Here is a 9,879-nt window from a genome sequence, read left to right on the forward strand (position 1 = left end):
GGATCCTGGGAGAGTAGGACGTTGCCAGGCAAAGAATAAAGGACTACCGAAAGGTAGTCTTTTTGTATATACGAAAGTAGGTCGTATTAAATGTGATTTTTATTACAACTATATCAATTATTTTTGTTGTATAATTAAAGCGCTTACAAAACGAGATAAAAAGAAGTAAGACAAGTATATTGGGGGAGTTTTTGAGGTGGGGGGACCTATGGAAAGAAAAGAATTTATCATCCGAATTGATTTTAGAGATCGTTTAGGACTAGGGTATGAAATTTTGGAGGTATTAAAGGATAAGAATATCAATTTATTAGGGATGGAAGCAAAAACAAATCATGGGATGGTTATTAAATTTAGATGTCTAGAAGACGAGTTTCAACATTTAATCGATCAATTAGATAAAATTGATGGAGTTCTGTCTATTTTAAATTGTGACCACATGCCCTATGAGCAAAGGGAACATGAATTAACAACCATCTTAAATTCAGTAAGTGAAGGGGTTATTGCGGTTAATAAAATGGGTGAAATTACTCATATGAACGATGTTGCTAGTCAAATTCTTCATTATTCCAAAGAAAAGGCTATTGGAATGAAAATTGAAGATTTATTAGAAGCAAAAATACCCATTCTTGAGACCTTGAAAAATGGGAGATCATATAAACATAAAGAAATTAAAATCAAAAAAGATCGGAGAGTATTCCACTACTTAACTAGTGGTGTACCTGTTATAAATGAAAAAAATCAAATTATGGGAGCCGTGGCTACACTTAAGGATTACAAGCAAGTTGAAGAGATGATATTACAAATTGATCGAAAAAAAACATTAACGACGTTCGATGATATTATTTTTCAAAGCTCAAATATGAGGCAAATAGTGGATACAGCAAAAATGGTAGCAAAAAGTGATTCTTCTATTTTACTTCGGGGAGAAAGTGGAACCGGAAAAGAATTATTTGCCCGTGCGATTCATATGGAAAGCAATCGTTCAAAATCTCCTTTTATTGCAATTAATTGTGCTGCTTTACCAGAAAATCTTTTAGAAAGTGAACTGTTCGGATATGAGGAAGGCTCGTTTACTGGTGCGGTTAAAGGGGGAAAGAAAGGATTATTTGAGCAAGCAGATACAGGGACATTATTTTTAGATGAAATTGGAGAAATTTCTCCACAAATTCAAGTTCGGCTATTGCGGGTATTACAGGAAAAGGCAGTTAGAAGAGTAGGGGGGAATAAAGAGGTTCCTGTAGATGTTCGGATTATTGCAGCAACTCACCAAAATCTTGAGGAAATGATTAGTAAAAAGCTATTTCGTGAAGATCTATACTATAGATTAAATGTAATTCCTCTTAGAATTCCACCTTTACGTGAAAGACCAAAGGATATTCCTTTAATTGCCCAACACTTAATTCAGAAGATAGGAATTAAATTAAACAAACTTCAAGTCTATTTATCAAAAGAAGCAATTGAGTATATGATGGCGCAAAAATGGCCAGGTAATGTCCGGCAATTAGAGAATACATTAGAGCGAATCATCAATGTAATTCCAGATCAAGAAATAAAGCTTCTGCACTTTTTAGAATGGGCAAATTTAGAACCAATGAAACAACGAATCGAAAGGAGAATTGAAAATAACGATCATTATTTTCATATAAAGATCCCAATTGAACCCCAATGGCCATCTCTAAAAGATATTGTTAGAGAGGTTGAAAAACAAGTCGTTTTAAAAGTGATGAAAACCCATAATTCCTCCCGTAAAGCTGGTCGAATTCTAGGTGTTTCCAATACGACAATCCTAAATAAAATTAAAGATGATGAATTTTAAAATAGAATAGTTAAATTTTTTTCTTTTCAAACAATTTTGGCACTAAAATTGCAAGAAAATATAGATAGAACCATATAATTATAAAAAATTTCAGGAGGAGTAGTATGAAGCAAACACAAGAGAAAGAACAGTTAGAAAGGGGCCTAAGTGAACGCCATATTCAAATGATTTCTCTAGGTGGAGCAATTGGTGTAGGCTTGTTTTATGGTTCGGCTACAACGATTCAAATGGCAGGACCAGCTATCTCCCTATCTTATTTAATTGGAGGAATCATTATCTTTATTATTATGCGTGCACTTGGAGAGATGGCGGTTGCGGAACCTGTATCAGGTTCATTTAGTTCTTATGCCAATCGTTATGTAGGACCATTTGCTGGTTATTTAACTGGATGGACCTATTGGTTTATGTGGGTTGTAGTTGGGATGGCCGAGATTACAGCTGTTGGCGTATACGTTAATTACTGGTTCCCTGATATTCCACAATGGGTATCAGCCTTGGGTGCTTTACTGATTATGACGATTGTAAACCTGATCAATGTCAAAGCATTTGGTGAATTTGAATATTGGTTTGCTCTTATTAAAGTCGTTGCTATTGTAGCTATGATCATTGCTGGACTCTTAATGATTTTCTTGGGGTTTGGAAATGGTGGACAACCTATCGGTTTTGATAATTTGTGGGTAAACGGTGGATTTTTCCCAAATGGATTTACTGGAATCTTATTTTCGCTAGTGATGGTCATGTTTTCCTTTGGTGGAGTTGAATTGATAGGTATTACTGCAGGAGAGGCGCAAAATCCTCAAAAGTCAATCCCAAATGCAGTAAATAAGGTGATTTGGCGAATTCTTATTTTTTATGTGGGCGCATTAAGTATCATGATGATTCTTTATCCTTGGAATGAAATTGGAACAAATGGAAGCCCTTTCGTCTTGATTTTTGATAAAATTGGAATTCCAGCTGCTGCTGCCATTATTAACTTTGTTGTGTTAACAGCCGCATTATCTGCCTTTAATAGTGGATTATTTAGTACAGGGCGTATGCTTTATAACTTAGCGTTACAAAATAATGCACCAAAGGTGTTTGGGAAGTTAAGTAAAACAAGCACTCCATATGTTGGGATTCTTTTTTCAGCCTTCTTTTTACTGATTGCTGTTTTTCTAAATTACGTTGTACCTGAAAAAGTATTTCTGTATATCTCTGCTGTAGCAACCGTTGCGGTTATTACGAGCTGGACAATCATTCTAATTACTCAATTACGTTTTAGAAAAGCAAAAAGCAAAGAAGAGATTAATAATCTTACTTTAAAGTTGCCCTTCTGGCCATACTCTTCATATATCGCATTGGGATTTTTAGCGTTAGTCGTAGTTTTAATGGCCTTTATTGACGGGATGTCAGTTGCCCTTTATGTAGCACCTGTATGGTTTATATTCCTTTATCTTGGCTATAAATTACGTCGTCCGGTTAAGAGTGAAACCACAGTAGGAACAAAGCCAATTTCACAACATGATTAAAGAGAAAAAACACCGATCAAAATGGGTCGGTGTTTTCTTATTTAAGCTGATAAATTTTTTTATCACCTATAAAAAATATTGTCAATATTTTTTGACACTCGAGTAAGATAAAACAAACATGTGCATACAATCCATTTTTATATTCAAAAAGGATCATTTTCTTCCATTGTAGCGTGTCGAAATAGACCTCATGATCAATTGGCATGATTTTTGCTACAAAACATAATAAGTGATTAGAGATTTAAAATTATCATTTTATAGGAGGAGAAAGAAATGTCGAATACAGATAAAAAAGATGTTTTTAGTATTTTTGCTGAGATGGAGAAATATGGACATGAGCAGATTATTTTTAACTATGATAAGGCAACAGGTTTAAAATCGATTATCGCTATTCATGATACTACTTTAGGTCCTGCTCTAGGTGGTTGCAGGATGTGGAACTACGAATCAGAACAAGATGCCCTACGTGATGCATTACGTCTATCTAGAGGCATGACTTATAAATGTGCTGTATCAAATGCAATGCATGGTGGTGGAAAAACAGTTATTATCGGCGATCCAAAGAAAGATAAGTCAGATGAATTATTCCAATCACTTGGCTCTTATATCGAAACGTTAAAGGGCCGTTACTATACTGGAACAGATGTTGGAACAGTTGGAATGGACTTTGTATCTGCCAAAAAACAAACAAACTATGTGGTTGGATTACCTGAAGAATATGGTGGAAGTGGTAATTCGGCAATTATTACGGCTTATGGGGTCTGGAGAGGAATGAAAGCAACTGCAAAAGAAGCTTTTGGAACGGATTCTCTAAATGGATTAACTGTGGCTGTTCAAGGTTTAGGTAAAGTAGGACACAACTTAGTAAAATATTTAATCGATGAAGGTGCAAATTTAATTGTAACGGATATATCTGAAGAAAATGTTCATAGAGTAAAGGAAGAGTTTCGTCAAGTTAAAACGGTAAAACCGGAAGAAATTTTCAGTGTAGAATGTGATATTTTCTCACCTAACGCTTTAGGTGCTGTAATTAACGACCAAACTATTCCGCAATTAAAATGTAAAGCGATTTGCGGTGCAGCAAATAATGTACTTGCAGAAAATCGTCACGGTGATCTTTTACATGAAAAAGGTATTCTTTATGCACCAGATTATGTTGCCAATGCTGGCGGTTTAATTCAAGTAGCAGATGAATTGCAAGGTTATAATAAAGATCGAGCATTTAAAAATGCTAGCTTAATTTATGATATTTTAGGTCAGATCTTTGAGATTTCTAAAAAAGAAAATATTCCAACTTATAAAGCAGCAGATGTATTAGTTGAAACTAAAATTGAGAAAATTGGAAGAGTTCAAAGCAAATTTACAGGTAGATAAAATAGATGGATTGTCTTTTATTCGGAGAAGGGATCATTACCCTTCTCTTCCTTTAAAACATTCAATTAAAAAGAGATTTGGTCAGAGAAGATCCGATGGTGAGAAAGATGAGATTTAGACAATTTGAAGAAGTGATGACAAAGGCAAAGAACTCCAAACCAGTTAGAGTAAGTATTGCAGCAGCTCACGATGAAGATGTGCTCGTTGCAGTCAAACAAGCTGTAGAATTAGAGTTAATCGAACCATATTTTGTTGGAAATAAGGTAGAGATTGAAAGGATTACCTCACAGATGGGCTTTGATCTACAAGACTTTGTGGTTTTCCCAACAAATAGTGAAGAGGAATCTGCTTATGTAGCAGCTAAGTTAGCCAATGAAGGAACAACTCAGATTATTATGAAGGGTTTTATTAATAGTACACCCTTTTTAAAAGGAGTTCTACATAAGGACTTTCAATTAAAAACAGGCCGTATTCTTAGCCATTTATCAGCGTTTGAAATACCTGAATTTAATCATTTGTATTATATGACGGATGGGGGGCTTAATATTGCCCCGGATTTAATACAAAAAGAACAAATTTTACTCAATGCAATTGAGTTTTTGCAACGATTGGGAATGGAAAAACCAAAAATAGCATTATTGTCAGCAAATGAACGAGTAAACGAAAAAATGCCTGTAACGATTGATTGTTATCATTTATCCCAACAAGCAAAAAAAGGTGTTTTCGGTTCTGTGATCATGGAAGGACCATTACCTTTGGACTTGGCCATTAGTAAGGAATCTTTGTATCATAAGGGGATTTACAGTGAAATTGAGGGAGACGCTGATTTATTATTTGTTCCAAACATAGAAGCAGGAAATATTTTTGGGAAATCGATTACCTATTTCGCTAAAGGAATTATGGCAGGCGTTGTTTTAGGTGCAAAAGTTCCACTTATTTTAAATTCTAGATCAGATTCAGCGAAGGCAAAATTAGCTTCTATTGCTTTAACGGTTGTTTCTGTTAATCAAGGGGCAGTCAATGAAACTAACCTATATTTTCGATCAAGTGATTGGCTTGAATAATTGGAACAACAAAAAGGGGGGAAAGGAAATGAGAGCTTTTATCGTTGTGAATGATGATTTATGTAAAGGATGCGAAATATGTGTAGCTACATGTCCAACAGATACATTATCAATCGCAAAGGAACCAAACAAAAAAGGTTATTATCCAGCCATTCAACATGCACCTGATCAATGCACAGGTTGTAGACAGTGTGCATTAATGTGTCCTGAAGTCGCAATTAAAGTCATTGTAGAAAAATAAAATCAAAGGGGGATGGAGAGATGAAAAAATATTTAATGAAGGGAAACGAAGCTATTGCGGAAGCAGCGATTCAAGCAGGCTGTCGTTTTTATTTTGGTTATCCTATAACTCCTTCTACGGAGATTATTGAATATATGGCTCAAAAAATGCAAAAGGTCGGTGGCACCTTTTTGCAGGCTGAAAGCGAGATTGCAGCGATTTATATGGTTTTTGGCGCGGCTGGTGCAGGAAAAAGAGTAATGACTGCCTCTTCTAGTATAGGAATTAGTTTAAAACAGGAAGGAATTTCGTTCTTAGCGGCTAACGAATTACCGGCTGTTATTGTCAATATAACGCGCACTGGACCAGGGTTAGGGGGTCTAGGCCCTTCACAGGCTGATTATTTCCAGGCGGTAAAAGGAGGAGGACATGGAGATTACCGCTTAATTGTTCTTGCCCCAAGTTCAGTCCAAGAGATGGCAGATTTGATTATGGATGGGTTTGATTTAGCAGATCTTCACAGGAATCCTGTCATGATCTTAGCTGATGGGGTACTTGGGCAAATGATGGAACCTGTTGTTTTCCATAATCGTAAACCAATTGAAGTAGATAAATCTTGGGCTACAACTGGTGCAAAGGATCGTCCACGTAATATGATTACTTCTTACAACCTCCAAAATGAAGCAGGGGAAGCCAAGGCATTATATTTGGAAAATAAATATAAAGGAATTAAAGAAAGAGAGCAACGTTGGGAAGTTTACCGAATGGAAGATGCAGAATATGTTTTTGTAGCTTATGGTACAAGTGCGCGTATCGTCAAAGGAGTGGTAGACACCTTAAGAGAAGAAGGTCACAAAGTTGGTTTAATTCGTCCAATTACTTTATGGCCATTTCCGGAAAAAGCATTTACACCGATTATTCAAAAAGTGAAAGGGTATATGGTTGTTGAAATGAGTGCTGGACAAATGGTGGAAGATGTAAAATTAAATGTTAATGGTGCCGCCCCAGTTGCTTTTTACAGTAGACAAGGTGGTATTACACCTCAGCATGATGAAATGAAAGAGAAGTTTTATCAATCCTTTGATGTTAGGGGCATGAGAATATGATCGTTACATTTACAAAAACAAAAGCATTAACAGATACACCATTTCATTATTGTCCGGGTTGTACTCATGGGATTATTCATCGGATATTAGGCGAAGTTTTAGAAGAATTGGATCTTTTAGGGGATACGATAGGAGTTACCCCAGTTGGTTGCGCTGGTTTTATTGAGCAATATTTTAATATTGATTTTCAAGGTGGGGCACATGGGAGAGCACCAGCAGTAGCAACCGGAATAAAAAGGTCTCTTCCAGATAAAATTGTATTTACTTATCAAGGTGACGGAGATATGGCATCGATTGGAATCGCTGAAGCGATACACGCAGCAGCAAGAGGAGAGAAAATAACTACGATTTTCGTGAACAATGGAATTTATGGAATGACTGGTGGTCAAATGGCTCCAACTAGTTTAATTGGACAAAAAACTTCTACCTCACCATATGGTCGAGAAGCGAGCCAAGCAGGATATCCTTTAGATTTACCATTACTAATTAGTCATATTCCAGGGGCAGCCTATGTTGCATCAGTTTCAGTAGATACCCCTCAAAATGTTTTAAAAGCGAAAAAAGCAATCAAAAAGGCATTTCAAATCCAAATGCAAGGTTTAGGTTTTACGATGGTTAGTGTTTTATCAACTTGTCCAACAAACTGGGGTATGTCTCCTAATCAATCACTTCAATGGTTACAAGACAATTTGAAAAATTATTATACCTTAGGTGAATTAAAAACACCTGAGATGTTGAAATAGGAGGGGTTGAATATGGAACAAATCATTATTTCTGGTTTTGGCGGTCAAGGAATCCTTTTTGTTGGAAAGCTTTTAGCCTATGCCGGTATGATGGCTGGGAAACATGTTTCATGGATTCCTTCCTATGGTCCTGAAATGCGTGGAGGAACGGCTAATTGTTCTGTTACCATTTCCGACCATCCTATTACCTCTCCGATTGTAAATAAATGTAGCTATTTGCTAGCGTTAAATGAACCTTCAGTAGATAAATTTGTAAAAGACGTAAAACAAGGTGGGAAAGTCATTTTAAATGGTTCGATTATTAAAAAAGGTAAACCCGAATCGGCTATGGTTGAATGGATTTCAATCCCCGCACAAGAAATGGCAGAGGAAGTAGGTGCCTCATCTCTCTTGAATATGGTGATGTTAGGTGTATTTCTTAAATATAACTCGATTCTTACACTGAATGATATTCGAAATGGAATGGAAGAAATGCTTGGTAACAAAAGACCTGATCGAATTGAAATGAATCTCAAGGCGATCCAGAAAGGAATGGAGCATGTTGTGGCATTGGAGGAGCAATATGCCTAAAGAATATAAAATTTTAGCCATTAACCCTGGCTCAACATCAACCAAATTTGCTCTTTATCAGGGAGAAAAATTATTATATAAAGATACGGTTCGACATACAGATCAGGAATTATTATCTTATTCAAACATTGCTTCACAATTAGAATATCGTTTAATCATACTTTTAGAAAGTTTAAAGAAACACCAAATTTCTATGGATTTGTTGGATGCAGTCGTGGGTAGGGGAGGGTTTTTAAAGCCTCTTGCTAGTGGAACTTATTTAGTAAATGAAATAATGTTGCAAGATCTACTGGGATCCAAATATGGCGAACATGCTTCAAATCTAGGAGCTCTAATGGCTTACCATATAGCTCATCCTTTAGGAATCCCATCTTTTATAGTAGATCCAATAGTGGTAGATGAAATGGAGTCAGTTGCACGTTTATCGGGTATTCCAGAAATTGAAAGGAAAAGTCATGTACATGCGTTAAATATTAAAGCGGTTTCTAGAAAAGTGGCTAATCAGCTTGGTAAACCATATGATGCATTTAATTTTGTTATTGTTCACTTAGGTGGTGGAATCTCTGTTGTAGCTGAGCGCCAAGGAAAATTAATTGATGTAAATAACGCAAATAATGAAGGACCTTATTCACCAGAAAGAGCTGGTGGCCTTCCTTCATATCAACTAGTTAAATTATGTTATTCAGGAACGTTTACTGAGAGAGAAATGTTATCTCGTTTAACTAAAGAAGGTGGGTTTTATTCATATCTTGGAACAAAGAATGCCATAGAAGTAGAAGAAAGAATGAATAATGGTGATCAACAGGCAAAAGCCATTTTAGATGGGATGATTTATCAAGTCGCCAAAGAAATTGGTGGAATGGCTGCAGTACTAAATGGAGAAGTTGATGGCATTATTCTTACCGGCGGGTTAGCTTTTTCCGATTATATTGTTGAGCAAATAAGTAAAAAAATTAGGTTTATTGCCCCAATTTATATTATACCTGGTGAGGAAGAATTAGAATCTTTAGCCTTTGGAGCATTACGTATTCTAAGTGGGGAAGAAGAGGCAAAAGTATATAATTAAAAAGGAATTATGAAAAATAAAAGGTGTGCTGTATGTAATGCCGAATCAATGATGTTTAGTTTAAACTTCATTGATTCGGTTGCAGAGCATGAACATGTGCCAATTGGGTATCGCGTCATTTATTATTTTTGCAAACAATAAAGGAGTTTTGATAAATTGAATTTAACCAAGTCGCCTATAAGACAAATTTTCAATAGGATCAAAAAAATCATTGACGACAAAATGTGACTCATGGTAGTATATGAATTGTCGCTTCATGAAACCTTATAAATGAAGCGATTGATAAAATAAAAAATAACAGTTGACAAGTTAACATAATATTTGATAAGATAAATTTTGTCGCTGTTGATAAGTTTCATTCTTTAAAACAGGCGATAGGAAAGTTCTAAAAGATGATTGACAAGCAACAATC

At 35.7% G+C, this 9,879-nt stretch carries 9 protein-coding genes; all 9 read left to right on the top strand.

Annotation, left to right across the window (positions count from 1 at the left end; translation table 11 throughout):
- The first annotated feature begins 208 nt into the window (after positions 1–208).
- The gene (locus U473_RS13955) at positions 209–1,816 is read left to right on the top strand and encodes a sigma 54-interacting transcriptional regulator (protein WP_068727866.1); all 1,608 of its coding nucleotides are present in this window, start codon (positions 209–211) and stop codon (positions 1,814–1,816) included.
- A gap of 104 nt (positions 1,817–1,920) precedes the next feature.
- Complete coding sequence (locus U473_RS13960; RefSeq protein ID WP_068727868.1) at positions 1,921–3,324, top strand: amino acid permease; 1,404 nt, start codon at positions 1,921–1,923, stop codon at positions 3,322–3,324.
- A gap of 273 nt (positions 3,325–3,597) precedes the next feature.
- Positions 3,598–4,698 carry a Leu/Phe/Val dehydrogenase gene (locus tag U473_RS13965; RefSeq protein WP_068727870.1) on the top strand — a complete coding sequence of 367 codons (1,101 nt, stop codon included), beginning with the start codon at positions 3,598–3,600 and terminating at the stop codon, positions 4,696–4,698.
- A gap of 98 nt (positions 4,699–4,796) precedes the next feature.
- On the top strand, positions 4,797–5,762 hold the full coding sequence (locus tag U473_RS13970; protein WP_268807463.1) for a bifunctional enoyl-CoA hydratase/phosphate acetyltransferase: 966 nt from the start codon (positions 4,797–4,799) through the stop codon (positions 5,760–5,762).
- A gap of 28 nt (positions 5,763–5,790) precedes the next feature.
- Positions 5,791–6,003 carry a 4Fe-4S binding protein gene (locus tag U473_RS13975; RefSeq protein ID WP_068727896.1) on the top strand — a complete coding sequence of 71 codons (213 nt, stop codon included), beginning with the start codon at positions 5,791–5,793 and terminating at the stop codon, positions 6,001–6,003.
- Positions 6,004–6,023: 20 nt separating this feature from the next.
- On the top strand, positions 6,024–7,088 hold the full coding sequence (vorB, locus tag U473_RS13980) for a 3-methyl-2-oxobutanoate dehydrogenase subunit VorB (protein ID WP_068727874.1): 1,065 nt from the start codon (positions 6,024–6,026) through the stop codon (positions 7,086–7,088).
- Positions 7,085–7,831, top strand: a complete 747-nt coding sequence (locus tag U473_RS13985; RefSeq protein ID WP_068727876.1) for a thiamine pyrophosphate-dependent enzyme — start codon at positions 7,085–7,087, stop codon at positions 7,829–7,831. Before vorB ends, U473_RS13985 begins: the two co-directional genes overlap by 4 nt.
- 12 nt (positions 7,832–7,843) lie before the next feature.
- Positions 7,844–8,401 (top strand): 2-oxoacid:acceptor oxidoreductase family protein, encoded by a 558-nt coding sequence (locus tag U473_RS13990; RefSeq protein ID WP_068727878.1) that lies wholly within the window; start codon positions 7,844–7,846, stop codon positions 8,399–8,401.
- Positions 8,394–9,467 carry a butyrate kinase gene (buk, locus tag U473_RS13995; RefSeq protein WP_068727880.1) on the top strand — a complete coding sequence of 358 codons (1,074 nt, stop codon included), beginning with the start codon at positions 8,394–8,396 and terminating at the stop codon, positions 9,465–9,467. Before U473_RS13990 ends, buk begins: the two co-directional genes overlap by 8 nt.
- The last annotated feature ends 412 nt before the right edge of the window (positions 9,468–9,879 follow it).

The organism is Tepidibacillus decaturensis (assembly GCF_001561915.1).
Lineage (GTDB): Bacteria > Bacillota > Bacilli > Tepidibacillales > Tepidibacillaceae > Tepidibacillus_B > Tepidibacillus_B infernus.